Origin of the sequence: Enterobacter sp. DTU_2021_1002640_1_SI_PRY_ASU_LCPMC_013, from assembly GCF_032389435.1 — a bacterium.
Taxonomy (GTDB): domain Bacteria; phylum Pseudomonadota; class Gammaproteobacteria; order Enterobacterales; family Enterobacteriaceae; genus Enterobacter; species Enterobacter hormaechei_C.
Window position 1 is genome coordinate 322,546 of sequence record NZ_CP135594.1, and the last position, 21,074, is coordinate 343,619.

At 55.0% G+C, this 21,074-nt stretch carries 19 protein-coding genes; 15 read left to right on the forward strand and 4 right to left on the reverse strand.

Annotated elements, in window-relative coordinates:
• Nucleotides 1-142 precede the first annotated feature (142 nt).
• The 3 genes from traF (at nt 143) to pspG (ending at nt 2,886) form a co-directional block, all read left to right on the forward strand.
• Complete coding sequence (gene traF, locus RS584_RS01550) at nt 143-1,429, forward strand: conjugal transfer protein TraF (protein ID WP_410493172.1); 1,287 nt, start codon at nt 143-145, stop codon at nt 1,427-1,429.
• A gap of 82 nt (nt 1,430-1,511) precedes the next feature.
• Entirely contained in the window at nt 1,512-2,507 is a 996-nt protein-coding gene (gene dusA / locus RS584_RS01555) for a tRNA dihydrouridine(20/20a) synthase DusA (RefSeq protein ID WP_315748826.1), read from the forward strand.
• A 136-nt stretch (nt 2,508-2,643) separates the two neighbouring features.
• Nucleotides 2,644-2,886: an envelope stress response protein PspG gene (gene pspG, locus RS584_RS01560; protein ID WP_315748827.1), complete on the forward strand. Its 243-nt coding sequence runs from the start codon at nt 2,644-2,646 to the stop codon at nt 2,884-2,886.
• Nucleotides 2,887-3,070: 184 nt separating this feature from the next.
• On the opposite strand, the gene RS584_RS01565 is transcribed toward pspG, so the two are convergent.
• A complete protein-coding gene (locus RS584_RS01565; protein WP_003860300.1) occupies nt 3,071-4,054 on the reverse strand; it encodes a quinone oxidoreductase in 984 nt (327 codons plus the stop codon).
• Nucleotides 4,055-4,114: 60 nt separating this feature from the next.
• Here RS584_RS01565 and dnaB point away from each other — a divergent pair, with 60 nt between their 5' ends.
• From dnaB to RS584_RS01595, 6 genes are all read left to right on the forward strand, one after another.
• The gene (gene dnaB, locus RS584_RS01570) at nt 4,115-5,527 is read left to right on the forward strand and encodes a replicative DNA helicase (RefSeq protein WP_003860298.1); all 1,413 of its coding nucleotides are present in this window, start codon (nt 4,115-4,117) and stop codon (nt 5,525-5,527) included.
• 16 nt (nt 5,528-5,543) lie between these two features.
• Nucleotides 5,544-6,623: an alanine racemase gene (alr, locus tag RS584_RS01575; RefSeq protein WP_023295763.1), complete on the forward strand. Its 1,080-nt coding sequence runs from the start codon at nt 5,544-5,546 to the stop codon at nt 6,621-6,623.
• Between the two features lie 109 nt (nt 6,624-6,732).
• The gene (tyrB, locus tag RS584_RS01580) at nt 6,733-7,926 is read left to right on the forward strand and encodes an aromatic amino acid transaminase (protein WP_315748828.1); all 1,194 of its coding nucleotides are present in this window, start codon (nt 6,733-6,735) and stop codon (nt 7,924-7,926) included.
• 268 nt (nt 7,927-8,194) lie between these two features.
• Complete coding sequence (gene aphA / locus RS584_RS01585; RefSeq protein WP_017382626.1) at nt 8,195-8,908, forward strand: acid phosphatase AphA; 714 nt, start codon at nt 8,195-8,197, stop codon at nt 8,906-8,908.
• Nucleotides 8,909-9,020: 112 nt separating this feature from the next.
• Complete coding sequence (locus RS584_RS01590; RefSeq protein WP_022650227.1) at nt 9,021-9,437, forward strand: secondary thiamine-phosphate synthase enzyme YjbQ; 417 nt, start codon at nt 9,021-9,023, stop codon at nt 9,435-9,437.
• A gap of 2 nt (nt 9,438-9,439) precedes the next feature.
• Nucleotides 9,440-9,793, forward strand: a complete 354-nt coding sequence (locus tag RS584_RS01595; RefSeq protein ID WP_017382628.1) for an MmcQ/YjbR family DNA-binding protein — start codon at nt 9,440-9,442, stop codon at nt 9,791-9,793.
• A gap of 3 nt (nt 9,794-9,796) precedes the next feature.
• Here RS584_RS01595 and uvrA read toward each other — a convergent pair whose 3' ends face one another.
• A complete protein-coding gene (gene uvrA, locus RS584_RS01600; RefSeq protein WP_015570187.1) occupies nt 9,797-12,619 on the reverse strand; it encodes an excinuclease ABC subunit UvrA in 2,823 nt (940 codons plus the stop codon).
• Nucleotides 12,620-12,870: 251 nt separating this feature from the next.
• Here uvrA and ssb1 point away from each other — a divergent pair, with 251 nt between their 5' ends.
• Nucleotides 12,871-13,395 carry a single-stranded DNA-binding protein SSB1 gene (gene ssb1, locus RS584_RS01605; RefSeq protein WP_003860284.1) on the forward strand — a complete coding sequence of 175 codons (525 nt, stop codon included), beginning with the start codon at nt 12,871-12,873 and terminating at the stop codon, nt 13,393-13,395.
• A 60-nt stretch (nt 13,396-13,455) separates the two neighbouring features.
• On the opposite strand, the gene RS584_RS01610 is transcribed toward ssb1, so the two are convergent.
• The gene (locus RS584_RS01610; RefSeq protein ID WP_003860282.1) at nt 13,456-13,737 is read right to left on the reverse strand and encodes a YjcB family protein; all 282 of its coding nucleotides are present in this window, start codon (nt 13,735-13,737) and stop codon (nt 13,456-13,458) included.
• Between the two features lie 443 nt (nt 13,738-14,180).
• On the opposite strand from RS584_RS01610, the gene RS584_RS01615 reads away from it, so the two are divergent.
• A complete protein-coding gene (locus tag RS584_RS01615) occupies nt 14,181-15,581 on the forward strand; it encodes a sensor domain-containing diguanylate cyclase (protein WP_315748829.1) in 1,401 nt (466 codons plus the stop codon).
• Nucleotides 15,582-15,846: 265 nt separating this feature from the next.
• The gene (locus RS584_RS01620) at nt 15,847-17,412 is read left to right on the forward strand and encodes an EAL domain-containing protein (RefSeq protein WP_315748830.1); all 1,566 of its coding nucleotides are present in this window, start codon (nt 15,847-15,849) and stop codon (nt 17,410-17,412) included.
• Nucleotides 17,413-17,418: 6 nt separating this feature from the next.
• Here RS584_RS01620 and soxS read toward each other — a convergent pair whose 3' ends face one another.
• Nucleotides 17,419-17,745 (reverse strand): superoxide response transcriptional regulator SoxS, encoded by a 327-nt coding sequence (soxS, locus tag RS584_RS01625; protein ID WP_003860277.1) that lies wholly within the window; start codon nt 17,743-17,745, stop codon nt 17,419-17,421.
• A 98-nt stretch (nt 17,746-17,843) separates the two neighbouring features.
• On the opposite strand from soxS, the gene soxR reads away from it, so the two are divergent.
• From soxR to ghxP, 3 genes are all read left to right on the forward strand, one after another.
• Nucleotides 17,844-18,302, forward strand: coding sequence for a redox-sensitive transcriptional activator SoxR (soxR, locus tag RS584_RS01630; RefSeq protein WP_003860275.1), 459 nt, complete (start codon nt 17,844-17,846; stop codon nt 18,300-18,302).
• Nucleotides 18,303-18,658: 356 nt separating this feature from the next.
• Entirely contained in the window at nt 18,659-19,330 is a 672-nt protein-coding gene (locus RS584_RS01635; protein ID WP_193042105.1) for a glutathione S-transferase family protein, read from the forward strand.
• Nucleotides 19,331-19,627: 297 nt separating this feature from the next.
• Nucleotides 19,628-20,977 (forward strand): guanine/hypoxanthine transporter GhxP, encoded by a 1,350-nt coding sequence (gene ghxP, locus RS584_RS01640; protein ID WP_006810466.1) that lies wholly within the window; start codon nt 19,628-19,630, stop codon nt 20,975-20,977.
• Nucleotides 20,978-21,074 lie beyond the last annotated feature (97 nt).

Here is a 21,074-nt window from a genome sequence, read left to right on the forward strand (position 1 = left end):
ATGGAATTTAACTTAAGGAAATAGCGGGTCTTTTTGCACTTATTCACAGCAATAGTTCGTTCCTGTTTGGGTGATAACAGACAGGGTTAACTAATAACAAACTATTTACGAGCACACTGTGAAAAAACATTTTAAATTTTCGATGGTTAGCATCGCTGTCTCCTTTTTTATGGCAAATCAGGCGGAAGCAGCCAATACCTGGACGGAAGCGCGTAACGACGCAATGGGCGGAACGGGTGTCGCGGCAGGGAGCTATGGCAGCGGGGCGTTAATCAACCCCGCGTTACTGGCAAAATCTAAGCCCGAGGATGATGTTACGGTCATTTTGCCGTCCGTTGGCGTACAGGTGACCGATGAAGACAATCTTCAGGACGAGATTGATACCATTAACGACAAAATCAATCATTACAAGGATGTGGTTGATAGTCTGACCCCCATTGAAGTTATCACCAATCCATTAGGTTCGATCAATCAGTTCCAGGGCGCAGCGAAAGATCTCGCTGATGAACTGGACTACCTGAAAGGCAAGACCGCACACGCCACCGCAGGGGCGGGGATTGCCGTCAGTATCCCTAACGATGTCCTTTCCGTGGCCTTTATGGCAAAAGGCTATGCCCATGGCCGGGTCAGCTCTTCAATCGATCAGCAGGACATTGATTATCTGCGCGGTATACAACGAAGCGATGCGGTGGCTGCCGGTGTGGCGCTGGATGCCGCGCTAAACGGCACCGATCAGATCACCAAAAACCTTAACTCTACGGCGTCTGGTCGGGCGGCGATTGTATCCGACTACGGTATTGCGGTGGCCCGTCAGTTCGATCTTGGCGGCGTTCCGGTTTCCGTTGGCGTCACGCCGAAGCTGCAAAAAACCTGGCTCTATAACTACACCACCTCAATCTACGATTACGACAGTAATAAGTGGAACGACAGCCGCTACCGTACCGACGACACTGGCTTCAACGTCGATGCCGGCATTGCTGCTGATTTCGGTGAAAACTGGACGGTCGGCGTGAGCGGACAAAATCTGATGTCGCGCGATATCGATACCAAAGATATCCGCATTCGCAACGGGCGCACGGGAGAGGTGGTGAGTTATAAAGACACCTATCAGATCCGTCCGCTGGTCACTGCCGGGGCCGCCTGGCACAACGATCTGGTCACGTTGACCGCAGACGGCGATCTGACCGAAACCAAGGGCTTTAAAAGCGAAGACACCTCCCAGTACGTTGGCGTTGGTGCCGAAGTCACGCCACTGAGCTGGCTGGCAGTACGCGCCGGTTATCGTGCGGATATGAAAGGGAACGACAGCAACGTCTTTACCGGCGGTGTCGGTTTCGCGCCGTTCAACTCCGTCCACGTTGACCTGATGGGGCTTTATGGTGAAGACGAGACCTGGGGCGCAGGGGCACAGTTGAGCATGACGTTCTAAAGTACACCGGAGGCGCTGCGCCTCCGGCTTTTCTTTGTGCTATAGTAGCGCCCCTTTTCCACCAGATGCTTAAAACTTCGCCATGTCGTCAGAATTCCAGACCGCTTTCCCTGCACACCGTTTCTCCATTGCGCCAATGCTCGACTGGACGGACAGACACTGCCGCTATTTCCTGCGCCAGCTCTCCCGCCATACGCTGCTGTACACCGAAATGGTCACTACCGGCGCAATTATTCACGGCAAGGGCGATTATCTGGCGTACAGCGAAGAGGAGCATCCGGTTGCGCTGCAACTGGGTGGTAGCGATCCGGCTGCGCTGGCGCATTGCGCGAAGCTGGCTGAAGAACGCGGCTATGACGAGATTAACCTCAACGTCGGTTGCCCGTCTGACCGTGTGCAAAACGGTATGTTCGGCGCGTGTCTGATGGGTAATGCACATCTGGTGGCGGACTGCATCAAAGCGATGCGCGACGTCGTCTCTATCCCGGTCACGGTCAAAACCCGTATCGGCATAGACGACCAGGACAGCTACGAGTTCCTGTGTGATTTCATCAACACGGTATCAGGGAAGGGTGAATGCGAGATGTTTATCATCCACGCCCGTAAAGCCTGGCTCTCTGGCCTCAGCCCGAAAGAAAACCGCGAGATCCCGCCGCTGGACTACCCGCGCGTGTACCAGCTAAAACGCGACTTCCCGCACCTGACCATGTCGATCAACGGCGGTATTACGTCGCTGGACGAGGCCAAAGCGCATCTCGAACATATGGATGGCGTGATGGTCGGACGCGAGGCGTATCAGAATCCGGGCATTCTGGCGACGGTTGACCGGGAAATCTTTGGCGTTGACGGTGCTGACACCGATCCCGTGGCAGTAGTGCGCGCCATGTATCCGTACATTGAGCGCGAGCTGAGTCATGGTACGTATCTGGGCCACATTACCCGCCATATGCTTGGCCTGTTCCAGGGCATTCCTGGCGCGCGCCAGTGGCGTCGTTATCTCAGCGAGAACGCGCATAAGGCCGGTGCGGATATTGAGGTCCTGGAACACGCGCTGCGTCTGGTTGCGGATAAACGTTAAATTTCGCTAAAAGATGGTCAAATACGCCACGCCCTGCAAGACATTGCGGGGCGTTTTGCTTTCAGAACAACGACTTATTTTTGGCATGTTTCTTGTAACGATCGCAGCATCATTCGGGAACTCGTGGGAGAGCACCATGCTGGAACTACTTTTTGTGATTGGCTTCTTTATCATGCTGATGGTCACGGGCGTATCGCTGCTCGGTATCCTGGCCGCGCTCGTCGTGGCCACGGTGGTGATGTTTGTTGGCGGTTTATTTGCCCTGACGATTAAACTCTTGCCGTGGTTACTTCTGGCGATTGCGGTGGTATGGGCGATATGGGCGATTAAATCACCAAAACTGCCCACTTATCAGCGTAATAACCGCTTCCGTTACTAAGGTATTGAGGGGTACGTCACATACCTGCAACTTTTCCGGCAGCAATCCTTAGAACAGAATAGGATTTACTTATCGAATCTGTCACTATGGCTGCCGCTAAAGAATTCATCGAGCTGTACCCTACATACAGCCGAACTAAAAAAAGAAAGGGCTTCCCACGGGAAGCCCAATTTCTTTTTATGGCTCAGGGAATTAACAGACTTGATCCCTGCGTTGCCCGGCTCTCCAGCACCTCATGCGCGCGCTGCGCATCGGTCAGCGGATATTTCTGCGCCTCTGCCACATCCACTTTAATTACCCCACTGGCGATCAGCGAGAACAGCTCGTTGCTGGCTTCCTCAAGTTCTTCCCGGTTGGTGATGTAACCTTGCAGGGAAGGGCGAGTGACGTACAGTGACCCTTTCTGATTCAGAATGCCCAGGTTGACGCCGGTGACTGCCCCGGAGGCGTTACCGAAGCTCACCATCAGCCCGCGACGTTGCAGGCAGTCCAGCGAAGATTCCCAGGTGTCTTTCCCCACCGAGTCATACACCACGCGGACCTTTTTGCCGCCAGTGATCTCTTTCAGCCGCTCAACGATGCTCTCTTCCCGGTAGTTGATCACCTGCCATGCGCCCGCGTCCAGCGCGCGCTGCGCTTTTTGCGCGCTGCCTGTGGTGCCGATCAGCTTCGCGCCCAGGGCTTTCGCCCACTGGCAGGCAATCAGCCCCACGCCACCTGCGGCTGCGTGAAACAGGAATTGCTCGTCAGGCTTAATTTCGTAGGTTTTGCGCAGCAGATAATAGACCGTCAGCCCTTTCAGGAATGAGGCGGCAGCCTGCTCGAAGCCGATCGCATTTGGCAGAAGCGCCGCTTTCTCGGCCGGAACGTTATGGATGGAGCTATAAGCGCCCAGCGCCGACTGCGCGTACACCACGCGATCGCCTTCCTTAATGTGCTTAACCGCGCTGCCCACTTTGCTGACGATACCGGCCGCCTCGGTGCCCAGTCCGCTCGGCATCGACGGAGGCGGATAGAGGCCGCCGCGAATATAGGTATCGATGTAGTTAATGCCGATCGCTTTGTTTTCCACCTGGATTTCGTTCTCGCCAGGCGCAGCGGGGGTAAATTCCACCGCTTTGAGTACGTCAGGGCCACCATGCTTGTGAAATTCAATACGTGTTGCCATGCTTCCTCCAGAATGTGGTAATCTTTCGACCCACTCTTTATCTCGGTAACTCCATTCACTATGGCAGGAAACAAACCCTTCAACAAACAGACTGAACCTCGTGAGCGTGATTATCAGGTCGCCGGGTTAAAAGTCCCGCCGCACTCGATTGAAGCGGAACAGTCGGTGTTGGGCGGTTTAATGCTGGATAACGAACGCTGGGACGACGTCGCCGAGCGCGTTGTCGCGGAAGACTTCTATACCCGCCCGCACCGCCATATCTTTACGGAAATGGCGCGTTTGCAGGAGTCGGGCAGCCCTATCGACCTGATTACGCTCGCAGAATCGCTGGAGCGTCTGGGACAGCTCGACAGCGTCGGCGGATTTGCCTATCTGGCAGAACTGTCCAAAAACACGCCAAGTGCCGCGAACATCAGCGCTTACGCTGATATCGTTCGTGAACGTGCCGTTGTCCGCGAGATGATCTCGGTGGCGAATGAGATCGCCGAGGCCGGTTTCGATCCCCAGGGGCGCACCAGCGAAGATCTGCTCGACCTGGCGGAATCCCGCGTCTTTAAAATCGCCGAAAGCCGTGCGAACAAAGACGAAGGCCCGAAAAATATCGCCGATGTGCTCGACGCCACGGTTGCGCGTATTGAGCAGCTTTTCCAGCAGCCGCACGATGGCGTGACGGGGGTGAACACCGGTTATGACGATCTCAACAAGAAAACGGCAGGTCTTCAGCCATCGGATTTGATTATCGTCGCGGCGCGTCCGTCGATGGGTAAAACGACATTTGCGATGAACCTCGTCGAAAACGCGGCGATGTTGCAGGATAAGCCGGTGCTTATCTTCAGTCTTGAGATGCCCTCTGAACAGATCATGATGCGTTCTCTGGCATCCCTGTCGCGTGTGGATCAGACCCGCATCCGTACCGGTCAGCTGGACGATGAGGACTGGGCGCGGATCTCCGGTACCATGGGGATTTTGCTGGAAAAACGGAACATCTATATCGATGACTCCTCCGGCCTGACGCCGACGGAAGTGCGTTCCCGCGCGCGCCGTATCGCCCGTGAACACGGTGGCATCGGCCTCATCATGATCGACTACCTTCAGCTGATGCGCGTTCCGTCGCTTTCCGACAACCGTACGCTGGAGATTGCCGAGATTTCCCGCTCGCTCAAGGCGTTAGCCAAAGAGCTGCACGTGCCGGTGGTGGCGCTATCGCAGCTTAACCGCTCTCTGGAACAACGTGCAGACAAGCGCCCGGTCAACTCCGACCTGCGTGAATCCGGCTCCATCGAGCAGGATGCCGACTTAATCATGTTCATCTACCGTGATGAGGTTTATCACGAGAACAGCGATCTGAAAGGGATCGCCGAAATTATTATTGGTAAGCAACGTAACGGCCCCATCGGTACGGTACGTCTGACCTTTAACGGCCAGTGGTCGCGTTTCGACAACTATGCCGGTCCTCAATATGATGATGAGTAATTTCTAAGGAATTCAAATGCAAGCGGCAACTGTTGTTATTAACCGCCGCGCTCTGCGACACAACCTGCAACGTCTGCGAGAACTGGCGCCCGCCAGTCAGCTCGTTGCAGTCGTGAAAGCGAACGCTTACGGACACGGTCTTCTTGAGACCGCGCGAACGCTCCCCGATGCCGACGCTTTTGGCGTCGCCCGTCTCGAAGAAGCTCTCCGCCTGCGCGCAGGTGGAATTACGCAACCGATACTGCTCCTGGAAGGCTTTTTTGAAGCCTCGGACCTGCCGACCATTGCCGATCAGCACCTGCACACGGCGGTGCATAACGAAGAACAGCTGGCCGCGCTGGAAACGGCTGAACTGAGCGAGCCGGTCACCGTCTGGATGAAGCTCGACACGGGCATGCACCGTCTGGGCGTGCGGCCGGAAAGCGCGGAGGCGTTTTATCAGCGTCTGAGTCAGTGCAAAAATGTGCGTCAGCCAGTGAATATCGTCAGCCACTTTGCCCGCGCCGATGAGCCTGAATGCGGCGCAACGGAACAGCAGCTTGATATCTTCAACACCTTCTGCGAAGGCAAACCGGGGATGCGCTCCATTGCGGCGTCCGGCGGGATCCTGCTATGGCCGCAGTCGCACTTCGACTGGGCGCGTCCGGGCATCATTCTTTATGGCGTTTCGCCGCTGGAGAACAAACCCTGGGGGCCGGACTTTGGCTTTAAGCCGGTTATGTCGCTGGTTTCAAAGCTGATTGCCGTGCGTGAGCACAAAGCGGGAGAGCCGGTGGGTTACGGCGGCACCTGGACCAGCGAGCACGACACGCGTCTTGGCGTGGTGGCGATGGGCTACGGCGACGGCTATCCCCGCGCAGCGCCAACTGGGACGCCGGTGCTGGTCAATGGACGCGAAGTCAAGATTGTCGGTCGCGTGGCGATGGACATGATTTGTGTTGATCTTGGGCCCGACGCGCAGGATAAAGCGGGGGACGATGCGGTGATGTGGGGCGAAGGCCTGCCGGTAGAGCGTATTGCTGAAATAACAAAAGTGAGTGCTTACGAACTTATCACGCGCCTTACCTCAAGGGTCGCGATGAAATACGTCGACTAAGCATGAGCGGGATGCGATGCATCCCGCTTCTGTTAACATCCCCTCGATCTTCTTCCGCTTCCGGTTTATTGTTGAATTCCCTGCCTCATAATTATCCGGAGAACATCGCGTGTTTCAGAAAGTAGACGCCTACGCCGGCGACCCTATCCTCTCCTTGATGGAGCGTTTCAAAGAAGATCCTCGCAGCGACAAAGTGAACCTCAGCATTGGTCTTTACTACAACGAAGACGGCATCATTCCTCAGTTGAAAGCCGTTGCCGAAGCTGAAGCGCGTCTGAACGCAACCCCGCACGGTGCTTCGCTTTATCTGCCGATGGAAGGATTAAACACCTACCGCAACACTATCGCGCCGCTGCTGTTTGGTGCGGACCACGCGGTGCTCGCGCAAAAGCGCGTGGCGACTATCCAGACGCTGGGTGGCTCGGGTGCGCTGAAGGTAGGCGCAGATTTCCTGAAAAAGTACTTCCCGGATTCCGGCGTGTGGGTCAGCGACCCGACGTGGGAAAACCACGTTGCGATCTTCGAGGGCGCGGGCTTTAAGGTGGCGACCTATCCGTGGTTCGACAGCGAAACCAACGGCGTGCGCGTTGATGCGCTGCTGGAAAAACTGAACACCCTGCCGGAGCGCAGTATCGTATTGCTGCATCCGTGCTGCCATAATCCGACCGGTGCGGACCTCACCAATGCCCAGTGGGATGCGGTGATCGAGATACTGAAGGCGCGTAACCTGATCCCGTTCCTCGACATCGCCTATCAGGGCTTTGGCGCGGGCATGGAGGAAGACGCCTACGCCATTCGCGCGATTGCCAGCGCGGGGCTTCCCGCTCTGGTCAGCAACTCGTTCTCAAAAATCTTCTCCCTGTACGGCGAACGCGTTGGCGGCCTGTCCGTGGTGTGTGAAGACGCCGAAGCCACGGGACGCGTACTCGGTCAGCTGAAAGCGACGGTCCGCCGGATCTACTCCAGCCCGCCGAACTTTGGTGCGCAGGTGGTGGCGACAGTTCTCGGTGACGAAACGCTGAAAGCGTCCTGGCTTGCGGAAGTGGAAGCGATGCGTAAGCGCATCCTGTCGATGCGTCAGGAGCTGGTTAACGTCCTGAAAGAGGCCATGCCTGGGCATAACTTTGATTATCTTCTCAAGCAACGCGGGATGTTCAGCTACACCGGACTGAGCGCAGCGCAGGTCGATCGCCTGCGCGAAGAGTTCGGTGTCTACCTGATCGCCAGCGGCCGTATGTGCGTGGCGGGTCTGAATGCCAGCAACGTCCAGCGCGTGGCGCAGGCGTTTGCATCCGTAATGTAAGCATTCACTTACTTGCATACTGTATGTAGGCCGGGTAAGGCGTAGCCGCCACCCGGCTTTTTTGTTCGCGCCGGTGCCAGTCATTGCCCGGTGGCGCTTCGCTTAACGGACCTACACGTTTCTTCTGCGCTTTGTGATCGTCTTCTTTTTATTCAGCTCCATAAGTAAAAACTCCTTTCCTTCCCCTACCGCTGGGGTTATGGTCGGATAGTTTTTTGACCATCCGCTCAAAATAAAAAGATAACAAACTGAATATTCAGGGGAAAATATGCGCAAGATCACACTGGCGCTCAGCGCCGCCTGCTTATTGTTCTCGCTTAATAGCGCCGTTGTTGCACGGGCTTCTGCACCCACGCCGCTTTACACCGGCACTACCGCCGCCATTCTTGCCGAACAGGCCCCCATTCACTGGGTTTCAGTGGCACAAATCGAAAATAGCCTGACGGGTCGCCCGCCGATAGCCGTGGGCTTCGATATTGACGATACCGTTCTCTTCTCCAGCCCCGGTTTCTGGCGCGGCAAAAAAACGTACTCCCCGGACAGCGAAGCCTATCTGAAAAACCCGGAATTCTGGGAAAAGATGAACAACGGCTGGGATGAGTTCAGTATCCCGAAAGAGGTTGCCCGCGCGCTGATCGCCATGCACGTAAAGCGCGGCGACAGCATTTACTTCGTGACCGGACGTAGCCAGACCAAAACCGAAACCGTCTCGAAAACGCTACAGGATGATTTCCTGATCCCGGCGGCCAGCATGAACCCGGTCATTTTTGCCGGGGACCAGGAAGGGCAAAACACCAAAACACAGTGGCTGGAAAAGAAAAATATCAAAGTGTTCTACGGGGATTCAGATAACGACATCACCGCGGCGCAAGACGTGGGAGCCAGAGGCATCAGGGTGTTACGCGCCTCGAACTCCACCTACCGACCGCTGCCGATGGCCGGAAAATTTGGTGAAGAGGTGATCGTTAACTCTGAATACTGACGCATTAACGGCGGGGTGAATGCTTTTTTAATCAAATCTCGCTGCGCGGGTTTTACCTTTCGCTTTCTTGCTGCACACTTAGAAAGATTCACCTTTCATAATGGAGCAGCACATGTGGTATCAACAGACCCTGACCTTAAGCGCAAAACCACGCGGATTTCACCTTGTGACGGACGAAGTCATCGGGCAAATCCGCGACCTGTCGCGCGTCAAAACGGGTTTGCTGCATCTGCTGCTTCAGCACACATCTGCTTCTCTCACGCTCAATGAAAATTGCGATCCCACCGTCCGGTCTGACATGGAGCGGCATTTTCTGAAAACCGTCCCGGATAACGCCCCGTATGAGCATGATTACGAGGGGGCGGACGATATGCCTTCGCACATCAAATCCTCTTTGCTGGGCGTCTCGCTGATGCTGCCGGTCCACAACGGACGGCTACTGCTGGGAACGTGGCAGGGGATCTGGCTGGGAGAACATCGCATTCACGGTGGTTCGCGTAAAATTATCGCAACGCTACAAGGGGAATAAAGATGACAATTTCGGAGATACTTCAGTACTGCATGAGCAAGCCGGGTGCGGAACAAAGCGTTCACAGCGACTGGAAAGCCACGCAGATCAAAGTGGGGGATGTGCTGTTCGCGATGGTGAAAGAGGTGGATGCGCGGCCTGCGGCATCACTGAAAACCAGTCCGGAACTGGCCGACTTACTGCGCCAGCAGCACGATGATGTCAGGCCAAGTAAGCATCTGAATAAAGCGCACTGGAGTACGGTGTTTCTCGACGGCTCGCTGCCAGATTCGCAAATTTACTACCTGGTGGATGCGTCGTATCTACAGGCGGTTGAACTGCTGCCGGAAACGATCCGACAGCAGCTCTCCGTGTGACGATTACAGCAACGGTTTGAGGAAGCGCGCGGTGTGCGAGGCTTCGCACTCTGCAACGGTCTCTGGCGTACCGGAGACGAGGATTTCACCACCGCCGCTGCCGCCTTCCGGGCCGAGATCGACAATCCAGTCAGCGGTTTTAATCACGTCCAGGTTGTGCTCAATCACCACGATGGTGTTGCCCTGATCGCGCAGCTGGTGCAGCACGTCCAGCAGCTGCTGGATATCCGCAAAGTGCAGGCCGGTGGTCGGCTCATCCAGAATATACAGCGTCTGACCGGTACCGCGTTTGGACAGCTCACGCGCCAGCTTCACGCGCTGCGCTTCACCGCCGGACAGCGTTGTCGCTGACTGCCCCAGACGAATATAGGTCAGACCCACATCCATGAGGGTTTGCAGCTTACGCGCCAGCGCAGGGACGGCGTCAAAGAACTCGCGCGCCTCTTCGATGGTCATATCCAGCACTTCGTGGATGGTCTTGCCTTTGTACTTAATCTCCAGCGTTTCGCGGTTATAACGCTTACCTTTACACTGGTCGCACGGCACGTAGATATCCGGCAGGAAGTGCATCTCAACCTTGATTACGCCGTCGCCCTGGCACGCTTCACAGCGGCCGCCGCGCACGTTAAAGCTGAAACGGCCTGGCGTATAGCCGCGTGAACGCGCTTCCGGCACGCCGGCAAAGAGTTCACGTACGGGCGTAAAGACGCCGGTATAGGTCGCCGGGTTGGAACGCGGCGTACGGCCAATCGGGCTCTGATCGATGTCGATAACCTTGTCGAAATGCTCCAGCCCCTGAATGTCGCGGTACGGCGCAGGCTCGGCCAGCGTCGCGCCGTTCAGCGCCGTCTGCGCAATCGGGAACAGCGTATCGTTGATCAGCGTCGATTTACCGGAACCGGACACGCCGGTGATGCAGGTAAACAGCCCGACAGGCAGTGTCAGGGTCACGTCCTTCAGGTTGTTGCCGCGCGCGCCGGTCAGCTTCAGCACTTTTTCCGGGTTCGCCGCAACGCGCTGTTTTGGCACTTCAATTTTGCGCTTGCCGCTCATGTACTGACCGGTCAGCGATTCGGGCACCGCCATAATGTCTTTCAGCGTCCCTTCCGCCACCACCTGTCCGCCGTGTACGCCAGCGCCCGGGCCGATGTCGATCACGTGGTCCGCGGCGCGGATCGCATCTTCGTCGTGCTCGACCACGATTACCGTGTTGCCGAGGTTACGCAGGTGAACCAGCGTGCCGAGCAGGCGTTCGTTGTCGCGCTGGTGCAGGCCGATAGACGGCTCATCCAGCACGTACATCACGCCGACTAAGCCCGCGCCAATCTGGCTCGCCAGACGGATACGCTGGGCTTCACCGCCGGACAGCGTTTCAGCCGAGCGGGAAAGCGTCAGGTAGTTCAGGCCGACGTTCACGAGGAACTTGAGGCGATCGCCGATCTCTTTCAGCACTTTTTCAGCGATTTTCGCGCGCTGGCCGGAGAGCTTCAGGTTGTTGAAGAAGTCCATTGCGTGACCGATGCTCATGTCTGAGATGGTCGGCAGTGCCGTGTTTTCGACAAACACGTGACGCGCTTCGCGACGCAGACGTGTACCCTCGCAGGTGGCGCAGGAGCGGTTGCTGATGAACTTCGCCAGCTCCTCACGCACCGCGCTGGATTCGGTCTCTTTGTAGCGGCGCTCCATGTTGTGCAACACCCCTTCGAACGGGTGGCGACGCACGGAAGTGTCACCGCGATCGTTCATGTACTTGAACTCAATATTCTCTTTGCCGGAACCGAACAGGATCACTTTATGTACGTTCGCGCTCAGGCTGGCCCACGGGGCTTCAACGTCGAACTTATAGTGCTCAGCCAGCGATTTCAGCATCTGGAAGTAGTAAAAATTACGCTTATCCCAGCCGCGAATAGCGCCACCCGCCAGCGACAGTTCCGGGTTCTGGATCACACGGTCCGGGTCGAAATACTGCTGAACGCCCAGGCCGTCACAGGTCGGGCACGCGCCCGCCGGGTTGTTGAACGAGAACAGGCGCGGTTCCAGCTCGCGCATGCTGTAGCCGCAAATCGGGCAGGCAAAGTTGGCGGAGAAGAGCAGCTCTTCCGCTTTCGGGTCGTCCATATCGGAGACCACGGCCGTGCCGCCAGAGAGTTCCAGCGCCGTTTCAAAGGACTCCGCCAGACGCGTCGCCAGATCTTCACGTACCTTAAAGCGGTCAATCACCACTTCGATGGTGTGTTTCTTTTGCAGCTCCAGCTTTGGCGGATCGGACAGGTCACACACTTCACCGTCGATACGGGCGCGGATATAGCCCTGGCTTGCCAGGTTCTCCAGCGTTTTGGTGTGCTCGCCCTTACGCTCTTTAATGATCGGCGCCAGCAGCATCAGGCGTTTGCCTTCCGGCTGCGACAGCACGTTATCCACCATCTGGCTGACGGTCTGGGCCGCCAGCGGGACGTCGTGATCCGGGCAGCGCGGCTCGCCCACGCGCGCATACAGCAGACGCAGGTAGTCATGGATTTCGGTAATGGTACCGACCGTGGAGCGCGGGTTATGCGACGTGGATTTCTGCTCAATGGAGATAGCAGGGGACAACCCTTCAATGTGGTCGACATCCGGTTTTTCCATCAGCGACAGGAACTGACGCGCGTACGCCGAGAGCGATTCAACGTAACGACGCTGTCCTTCGGCATACAAAGTGTCGAAAGCCAGTGAGGATTTGCCAGACCCCGAAAGCCCGGTCACGACGATGAGTTTGTCGCGAGGGATTATGAGGTTGATATTCTTGAGATTATGGGTGCGGGCGCCCCGAACTTCGATCTTATCCATTCACCTTTCCCGGTTGGAACACGGATTGCCTGATTTGTTTGAAGGACAAACGGCTGTCAGAAACGGCTAATTATGACACAAAATGACCTGTTTGAATATACAGTATTGGAATGCATTTTCTGATTCACTGTGTAACAATGTCGAGTCCGCGAGAGAACTCTGGAACATGCTACGCAACTATCAAAGTGTCGTATGGAAATGGTACACTCGCGCGTTTACACTATTAAGAAACGTATTCAGGAGACACGAACATGGCCAGCAGAGGCGTAAACAAGGTGATTCTCGTCGGTAATCTGGGCCAGGACCCGGAAGTACGCTACATGCCGAGTGGTGGCGCAGTTGCCAACATTACGCTGGCTACTTCCGAATCCTGGCGTGATAAAGCGACCGGTGAAATGAAAGAGCAGACCGAATGGCACCGCGTTGTGCTGTTTGGCAAACTGGCTGAAGTGGCCGGTGAGTATCTGCGTAAGGGTTCTCAGGTCTATATCGAAGGCCAGCTGCGTACCCGTAAATGGACCGATCAATCCGGTCAGGAAAAATACACCACGGAAGTGGTGGTGAACGTTGGCGGCACCATGCAGATGCTGGGTGGCCGTCAGGGCGGCGGCGCACCAGCAGGTGGCGGCCAGCAGCAGGGCGGTTGGGGCCAGCCTCAGCAGCCGCAGGGCGGCAATCAGTTCAGCGGTGGCGCGCAGTCTCGTCCGCAGCAGCAGTCTGCTCCGGCACCGTCTAACGAACCGCCAATGGATTTCGACGACGATATCCCGTTCTGATATCCAGACGCGTGAAACACAAAAAACCCAGACAATGTCTGGGTTTTTTATAACAGGCTGTCAGGTAATCACCATCGGCCAGTCTGGCGGAGTGTGGCTCATGGCTTCAACCATCACCACTTTAATGTTTTCCCAGACGGCGGCTATATCCACCAGCGTAATGCCAAGCAAACCTGTCGCGAACCAGCATGCGGCGCCCAACCCTAACAGGGTGCTAATCACAGCAAGACCTGCGTAGTCGGACTTTCGAAACTGAATGTTTAACGTGCTGGCCAGGAACATCAAAACCGCGCTCAACAACGGCCAGCGCAGGAGCACCATGCTGGTGGTAATGGTTGCCATAAAACCCATCCTCGACAAAACAAACGAACTGGAATGAAACAATGTTTCTCGTTACATAAGATGTGTGAACTATATCACATTTGCTGTTTTATTCGCCAGTATCCGTGTGGGGTAAAAGTGGGTTTATTACCAGGGAAAATATATCGTCGTCGCTCATATCTGCGTCTGGTCGGAATTTTTATTTTTAATTCATTCAGATAGCAAAACCTTTGCAAAACACCATCGGCTGTATAGCGTTTACAGCAGTATATCTATGGATTATGCTTGTGTGGAACAATAAATGTACCCGCAAAAATAATTCATCGCATTGAATTAATTGCCTTTTTTGGATTTTGTATTCTTTGTTTTACACTCAGCATGCTCTTTGATTTCGTGGTCTTATTCTTTAATTCAGATATGAATTATTGCGGTTGCTCTCTCGATTAATGACCTGCGAAAAGATAATGAAAGAAAAAAGACGCGAGATTATTAACGACAGCATGCAGGCGCTGCATGCCCTGGCGAAGCTGATGCCGCAACTCAACGCGCAGTGTTCGCCGGTTGAAATGCTGGAAATTATCAACAGCGCACTGGGGGCAAATCTCTCATGGGTCAGTGTCGAATCCGCAGACGGGCCGCGGGTGGTTTGTGCCGGCGACGTGACGTGTCACGCCTTTAACGTGGCGGATTTTCTTGCCAGCACCCTGTTGCAGCGGCATCAGCGCGCCTGGCGGGTGATCTACTGGAAAGAGCATATTGGCCGGGCGGTATTTTCCCCTCAGCACCCAGGCTATGCGCGGCTGCAAAGCGGCGTGCTGTGTAAATTCTCAGCGCATGGCAGACAGTGCAGTGGTTATTTCTTTTTGGCTTTTAATGAAAAACTGACCTCGTTGCCGATATTAAAAAATATCGTGGTGGTATTGGTTGAGAAGCTAAAAGATTATTTTGATGACATCATCGTGCGGGAAAAAACGGCGCAGGAAATGCAGCACGTCGTCACGCAATATAAAACCTTATTTGAGCGTGCTCCGGTATTAATGAACGCCTTTGACAGGCATAACCGGTGTGTATTGTGGAATGCCGAATGCGAAAAAGTCTTTGGCTGGAGTATGACTGAAATCGGCGAGCATCCCGATCCGCTGGCCCTGTTTTACCCGGATCCTGAGGAGCGACAGCGCGTGCAGGAGTCGGTTCGTTTCGCACCGCTTAAGGATATGTACGAATGGCACCCGGTGCGTAAAGACGGGACGCAGTTAACCATTCTCTGGTCAAACATCCTTTTACCGGATAACTCCATTCTCAATATTGGCCTGGATATCACCGAACGTAAAAAAGCAGAACAGCAGCTGACCGTCAAAGCCACCACGGACGATCTGACGGGCTGTCTGAATCGCTCGACAATCTTACAGCGTCTCAAAATAGCGCTGGCAGCCAGTTCGCCGCAGGATGTCAGTAGCCACTTCTGTCTCCTGATGTTCGACCTCGATTATTTCAAGCAGATCAACGATCGGTGGGGACATCAGGTTGGCGATGCGGCATTGATCCACTTTTGCGACCGTATTCGCGAGGTGAGCCCGGCCGGGTCGGCGCTGGGACGGGTGGGTGGCGAAGAGTTTGTTCTTCTGCTGGCGCACACGGATGGTATGGCCGCTACGTTGCTCTCTTCCCGGCTGCGTGCCGCGCTGATCTCAAAACCGCTGCGTGTGGGCGATAAAACGCTGGTACTCTCTTTCAGCGCCGGGGTGGTTGAAGTCTGTCAGGGGCAACGGGATACTTCTGCCATACTGATGCGTGCCGATAAGGCATTATATGACGCCAAGCGTACGGGAAGAGGAAAAACGGTCCTGGCGTCTGATTATTTATAAATCAGCATAAGAACAAAGAGCAGGCTATTTCAGCCAGCGAATTTTCCACACCTGTCGCGGGTAATTATTTTCCTTATCAGAAACGAAATGAATACTTTTAGTTTGGCTTACGGGAAAATATTATCGGCATCACGAATTTTAGGATTTTTAATACCAAAAGTCAGTTGCTAACTTCCCATGATTCATGCAACGTAATCACCTGTTTATCAAAGCAGCCGGTCTTCATTGCTACAGGCGTACAACATGCAGGGATACAGAGCGGGAAATGAATCGTAGCGCGCTGCGCAACATGCTCAAAGTGGTCGGGATTATCATGGTAGTTATGCTGCCGGTGATGCTTGCGCTATGGTTTGCCCAGCTTAGAGCCGTGTCGGAAATCAGCGCCCAGCTGCGCACGTTTGCTGAACTTGCTTTAAACAAAACTGAACGGGTTATTCAACAGGTTGATCTGGCCCGGGAAGACGCGGAAAAATATCAGGGAAAAGTGTGTACGCCGGAGCATCGTCAATATATGTTGAACGTTTCCCGCGGTCGTCTTTTTGTTGCCGATTTAATTTATGCTGAAGGCCAGTCGTTTCTCTGCTCGACCCTTTTTACGCCGGATCATCCTTACACCATTCCCGCTGCCAATTACACACGTAAACCCGACGTTGCTATCTATTATTTTCGCGATACGCCATTTTTTAATGGTTATAAAATGATATATATGCAGCGCGGAAATTATGTCGCAGTGGTCAACCCGCTTTCGTACAGTGAGGTGATGTCAGACGATCGTTCCCTGTCGTGGGGGGTGTATGACACCGTCAGCAATGCATTCTTTTCTGTAAGCCAGAAAGCCAATATTTCTTTATTGCATTCGATGCTTCGACATCAGGAAACGACTTTTCAGAAAGGTGACCGTTTTTATACGATCGTGAAATCCGGGCAGCGGCCGATTGCGGCCATCGTTTCAACCTCCAGCGTCCGTTTTTATAAAACGCTTTATCATCAGGCTACCCTGACGCTACCGCTGGGGATAATTTGCAGCATTATTATTCTGCTGGTGTGGTCGCGTACACACCGTGAATTCAATTCGCCTGGCCGACTTCTGCACCGGGCGCTGAATAAACGCCAGCTGTGCGTCCATTATCAGCCCATTATTGATATTAAAAATAACCAGTGCGTGGGGGCAGAGGCGTTGTTGCGCTGGCCTGGATTCAACGGTCAGGTTATGAGCCCGGCGGAATTTATTCCCCTGGCAGAAAAAGAGGGGATGATTGAGCGCATTACGGATTACGTCGTGGAGGAGGTGTTCAGCGATCTGGGCCATTTTCTTGCCGCTCATCCCGATCTGTATGTCTCGATTAACCTGTCGGCGTCGGATTTTCACTCTTCGCGTCTTATCGCCCTGATCTCCGACAAAGCCCGCTTTTACTCGGTTCGCGCGCAGCAAATCAAAATTGAGGTGACGGAGCGGGGGTTTATTGACGTGCCGAAAACCACGCCGGTCATTCAGGCGTTTCGCCAGGCGGGGTATGAAGTGGCGATTGATGATTTCGGAACCGGCTACTCTAACCTGCATAACCTCTATTCGCTGAACGTCGATATCCTGAAAATCGACAAATCCTTTATCGATACCTTAACCACCAACAGCACCAGCCACCTGATTGCCGAGCACATCATTGAGATGGCGCAAAGCCTGCGGCTGAAAACCATTGCGGAAGGGGTCGAGACGGGGGAGCAGGTGAGCTGGTTGCTGAAGCGTGGCGTGCAGTATTGTCAGGGATGGCACTTCGCGAAAGCGATGCCGCCCCAGGCATTTATGGCCTGGCAGCAGCAACCCTTGCGTTAGCACGCATTAATTGAGCTGATGACGGTAGTCGCTCGGCGTACGGTCAAACTCGCGGCGGAAGACGCGGGAAAAGGTCTGCTGCGACACATAGCCCAGATCCATTGCGATATCAAAAATGGGCCGCTGCGTGGAGCGTAACGCCTGCGCCGCCAGCAGGAGCCTGCGCTGGCGAATGTAATCACCCAGCGTTTGATGCATTACGGTGCGGAACATTCTCTGTAAATACCATTTCGAATAGCCCGACTTCTTAGCGACCACATCAATGTTCAACGGCTGGTCGATATGTTCATCAATCCATTCAATAAGTGTCTGAATAATTTGCTGATGCGACATAAGGTTACCCCTCTGTGGAGACATCTGTCCTGGTTGATTCGTCGTTTTCTCTGCGGGGGAGTATAATTCCTCAAGTTAACTTGAGGTAAAGAGGTTTTATGGAAAAGAGATTACCGCGCATCAAAGCGCTGTTAACCCCCGGTGAAGTGGCTAAGCGAAGCGGTGTGGCGGTGTCGGCACTCCACTTCTATGAAAGCAAAGGGTTAATAAAAAGTATCCGTAACGCCGGAAACCAGCGGCGCTACACCCGCGATGTGCTCCGCTACGTGGCGATCATCAAAATTGCGCAACGTATCGGCATTCCTCTGGCCACCATCGGTGACGCGTTCGGCGTATTGCCGGAAGGGCACTCGCTGAGCGCGAAGGAGTGGAAGCAGCTGTCGTCCCAGTGGCGAGAAGAGCTGGATCGTCGTATTCACACGCTGGTGGCCCTGCGCGATGAGCTGGACGGCTGCATTGGTTGCGGGTGTTTATCACGCAGCGATTGTCCGCTGCGTAACCCGGGTGACAGGCTGGGCGAGCAGGGAACGGGGGCGCGGTTGCTGGAGGAGGATTGAGAGGTGTTTGCCGGGTGGCGCTTCGCTTACCCGGCCTACGCTCTCGGTTTTGCAGGTCGGGTAAGGCGCAGCCGCCACCCGGCAACAAGCATAAAGAACTAAAGCGCCACTAAGGGCGCTTTAGTTTTTTCCGGTCTTTGTCTTTCTCTCTATCCCGCTGGCTCACGGGAGGGTTTCCCCCGACATCAGTACCCCTCGTGTCGAGCTTGTGGAGGAGGTTCCGGTTTGTACTGACACTTTAATTCTATGCCCGGCCGCCGTTTTTGCCACCGGAGACGGTGAGATTTTAGCCAAATTTTTTTCGTGAAGTTGTTCAGTTTTCTATAGTTAAAAAGTATGAATCACCGGAGAACATCATGCTAACGGTCCACCATCTTAATCAGTCTCGTTCACATCGCGTCCTCTGGGCGCTGGAAGAGCTGGGTCTGACGTATGAGATTGTGCGCTACCAGCGCGAGAAATCCATGCTTGCACCGGATTCGCTCAAAAAAGTGCATCCGCTGGGGAAATCCCCGGTACTGGAAGATAACGGACTGGTGCTGGCCGAATCAGGCGCGATTCTGGAATATCTTCAGGAAACGTACGATTCGACGTCACGATTCAAACCGTTAGATCCCGCCCATAAAGTGCAGTATCGCTTCTGGCTGCATTACGCCGAAGGGTCTTTGATGCCGCTACTGTTAATGAAGCTGGTGTTTAACAGCCTCGGCAAACCACCCGTCCCGTTTGGCCTGCGCACGCTGGGTAAGGCGCTGGGGCAGGGGGTGCAAAAAGCGTATCTTAACCGCCAGCTGGAAACGCATGCGCGCTTTATTAACGATCATCTTGCCGAAAACAGCTGGTTTGCCGGCGACACGCTGACCATGGCTGATATCCAGATGAGTTTTCCCCTCTTCGCCTTGCTGGCGAGAGGCGGCATCGACAATCTCGACCACATAGCGGCGTGGAAACAGAGAGTGGAAGCACGTCCGGGCTGGCAGACAACGCTTGCGAAAGGCGGCCCGCTGACGATCCCCGGCGAGGGATGAAATGTAACGAAATTGCGCATGGACGATAACGTTTGCGCATCCTCTGCTTAATTGTTCATCGTCATGAGGTAATTTTAGCGAAAAACGAGAAAGTTCAGTTGAAAAGGGCGGGTATTAGGCTAGATAATCGTTTGCCTACATTTGACCACCCGTTTTGTAAGCGCGGAGCTAAACGTTTGCTTTTTTTGTGACGCCCCTTTCGTCGCAAACGCAGCACAAGGATTTGACGTTTCGCTGGCAGTGGAGTCTCCACCACGCTTACGGACTTTCAATAAAAATTTTCAGGGGATGTTTTCTATGTCTACGCCATCTGCGCGTACCGGCGGTTCACTTGACGCCATGTTTAAAATTTCTGCTCGCGGCAGCACCGTGCGCCAGGAAGTTGTTGCCGGTCTGACCACGTTTCTGGCGATGGTGTACTCCGTCATCGTGGTGCCAGGCATGCTCGGCAAAGCGGGCTTCCCGCCAGCGGCGGTCTTCGTTGCCACCTGCCTGGTTGCGGGTGTGGGTTCGATTGTGATGGGCCTGTGGGCGAACCTGCCGCTGGCGATCGGGTGCGCCATCTCCCTGACCGCGTTTACCGCCTTCAGCCTGGTGCTGGGCCAGCATATCAGCGTCCCGGTAGCGCTCGGCGCCGTGTTCCTGATGGGCGTGCTGTTCACCGTAATTTCAGCAACCGGCATTCGTAGCTGGATTTTGCGCAACCTGCCGCAGGGCGTGGCGCACGGCACCGGCATTGGTATTGGCCTGTTCCTGCTGCTGATCGCTGCCAACGGCGTGGGTCTGGTCATCAAGAACCCGCTGGACGGCCTGCCGGTTGCGCTGGGTAACTTCGCGAGCTTCCCGGTGATCATGTCGCTGGTGGGTCTGGCGGTGATCATTGGCCTGGAAAAACTGAAAGTGCCGGGCGGCATTCTGCTGACCATTATCGGCGTGTCCATCGTCGGCCTGATCTTCGACCCGACCGTTCATTTCTCCGGGATTTTCGCCATGCCGTCGCTGAGCGATGACAAAGGCAACTCCCTGATTGGCAGCCTGGATATTGTGGGCGCGCTGAACCCGGTGATCCTGCCAAGCGTGCTGGCGCTGGTAATGACCGCAGTGTTTGACGCCACGGGCACCATCCGCGCGGTGGCCGGTCAGGCTAACCTGCTGGATAAAGACGGACAGATTATTGACGGCGGCAAAGCGCTGACCACCGACTCCCTGAGCAGCGTTTTCTCTGGCCTGGTGGGTGCGGCGCCTGCGGCGGTGTACATTGAGTCCGCAGCGGGTACGGCGGCAGGCGGTAAAACCGGCCTGACGGCCATCACCGTTGGCGTGCTGTTCCTGCTGATCCTGTTCCTCTCTCCGCTCTCTTATCTGGTGCCGGCTTACGCGACCGCACCTGCGCTGATGTACGTCGGCCTGCTGATGCTGAGCAACGTGGCGAAAATCGACTTCGCGGATTTTGTTGATGCTATGTCCGGCCTGATCACTGCGGTATTCATCGTGCTGACCTGTAACATCGTGACCGGCATTATGATCGGTTTCGCCTCGCTGGTGATTGGGCGTCTGGTCTCCGGTGAGTGGCGTAAGCTGAACATCGGTACCGTGGTCATCGCCGTTGCGCTGGTGGCGTTTTACGCGGGCGGCTGGGCCATCTGAATTGACTTTTTATGCGAAAACGGGTGGCTCAGCCGCCCGTTTTTATTTTCAGGACTCATCCTGTTGCCTTTTACGTTACTCTGGAGAGGATAGAATA

Bases quoted from the DNA above. Each gene is read 5' to 3' on its own strand.
- RS584_RS01565 (WP_003860300.1), bottom strand. From the start codon at position 4,054: ATGGCAACACGTATTGAATTTCACAAGCATGGTGGCCCTGACGTACTC.
- ghxP (WP_006810466.1), top strand. From the start codon at position 19,628: ATGTCTACGCCATCTGCGCGTACCGGCGGTTCACTTGACGCCATGTTT.
- dusA (WP_315748826.1), top strand. From the start codon at position 1,512: ATGTCGTCAGAATTCCAGACCGCTTTCCCTGCACACCGTTTCTCCATT.
- RS584_RS01595 (WP_017382628.1), top strand. From the start codon at position 9,440: ATGACAATTTCGGAGATACTTCAGTACTGCATGAGCAAGCCGGGTGCG.
- alr (WP_023295763.1), top strand. From the start codon at position 5,544: ATGCAAGCGGCAACTGTTGTTATTAACCGCCGCGCTCTGCGACACAAC.
- soxS (WP_003860277.1), bottom strand. From the start codon at position 17,745: ATGTCGCATCAGCAAATTATTCAGACACTTATTGAATGGATTGATGAA.
- RS584_RS01615 (WP_315748829.1), top strand. From the start codon at position 14,181: ATGAAAGAAAAAAGACGCGAGATTATTAACGACAGCATGCAGGCGCTG.
- RS584_RS01635 (WP_193042105.1), top strand. From the start codon at position 18,659: ATGCTAACGGTCCACCATCTTAATCAGTCTCGTTCACATCGCGTCCTC.
- uvrA (WP_015570187.1), bottom strand. From the start codon at position 12,619: ATGGATAAGATCGAAGTTCGGGGCGCCCGCACCCATAATCTCAAGAAT.
- pspG (WP_315748827.1), top strand. From the start codon at position 2,644: ATGCTGGAACTACTTTTTGTGATTGGCTTCTTTATCATGCTGATGGTC.
- RS584_RS01610 (WP_003860282.1), bottom strand. From the start codon at position 13,737: ATGGCAACCATTACCACCAGCATGGTGCTCCTGCGCTGGCCGTTGTTG.
- traF (WP_410493172.1), top strand. From the start codon at position 143: ATGGTTAGCATCGCTGTCTCCTTTTTTATGGCAAATCAGGCGGAAGCA.
- soxR (WP_003860275.1), top strand. From the start codon at position 17,844: ATGGAAAAGAGATTACCGCGCATCAAAGCGCTGTTAACCCCCGGTGAA.
- dnaB (WP_003860298.1), top strand. From the start codon at position 4,115: ATGGCAGGAAACAAACCCTTCAACAAACAGACTGAACCTCGTGAGCGT.
- RS584_RS01590 (WP_022650227.1), top strand. From the start codon at position 9,021: ATGTGGTATCAACAGACCCTGACCTTAAGCGCAAAACCACGCGGATTT.
- RS584_RS01620 (WP_315748830.1), top strand. From the start codon at position 15,847: ATGAATCGTAGCGCGCTGCGCAACATGCTCAAAGTGGTCGGGATTATC.
- aphA (WP_017382626.1), top strand. From the start codon at position 8,195: ATGCGCAAGATCACACTGGCGCTCAGCGCCGCCTGCTTATTGTTCTCG.
- ssb1 (WP_003860284.1), top strand. From the start codon at position 12,871: ATGGCCAGCAGAGGCGTAAACAAGGTGATTCTCGTCGGTAATCTGGGC.